1 rRNA gene is annotated in these 469 nt (G+C 55.2%); it reads right to left on the bottom strand.

Going from position 1 to position 469, the window contains the following annotated elements:
* Nucleotides 1-469 (bottom strand): 23S ribosomal RNA (locus EEX84_RS16435); the annotation flags it as partial.

Raw genomic sequence — 469 nt, 5'->3', positions numbered from 1 at the left:
GTACTATAATTTCACCGAGTCTCTCGTTGAGACAGTGCCCAGATCGTTACGCCTTTCGTGCGGGTCGGAACTTACCCGACAAGGAATTTCGCTACCTTAGGACCGTTATAGTTACGGCCGCCGTTTACTGGGGCTTCGGTTCGCACCTTCGCTTGCGCTAAGCACTCCCCTTAACCTTCCAGCACCGGGCAGGCGTCAGCCCCTATACGTCACCTTACGGTTTTGCAGAGACCTGTGTTTTTGCTAAACAGTCGCCTGGGCCTATTCACTGCGGCTCTCTCGGGCTATTCACCCTACCAGAGCACCCCTTCTCCCGAAGTTACGGGGTCATTTTGCCGAGTTCCTTAACGAGAGTTCACTCGCTCACCTTAGAATTCTCTTCTCGCCTACCTGTGTCGGTTTGCGGTACGGGCACCTCCCGCCTCGCTAGAGGCTTTTCTTGGCAGTGTGAAATCAGGGACTCCGGGGC

Origin of the sequence: Planococcus salinus (assembly GCF_003719725.1) — a bacterium.
Lineage (GTDB): Bacteria > Bacillota > Bacilli > Bacillales_A > Planococcaceae > Planococcus > Planococcus salinus.
This window is presented reverse-complemented; position numbering and strand designations above follow the sequence as displayed.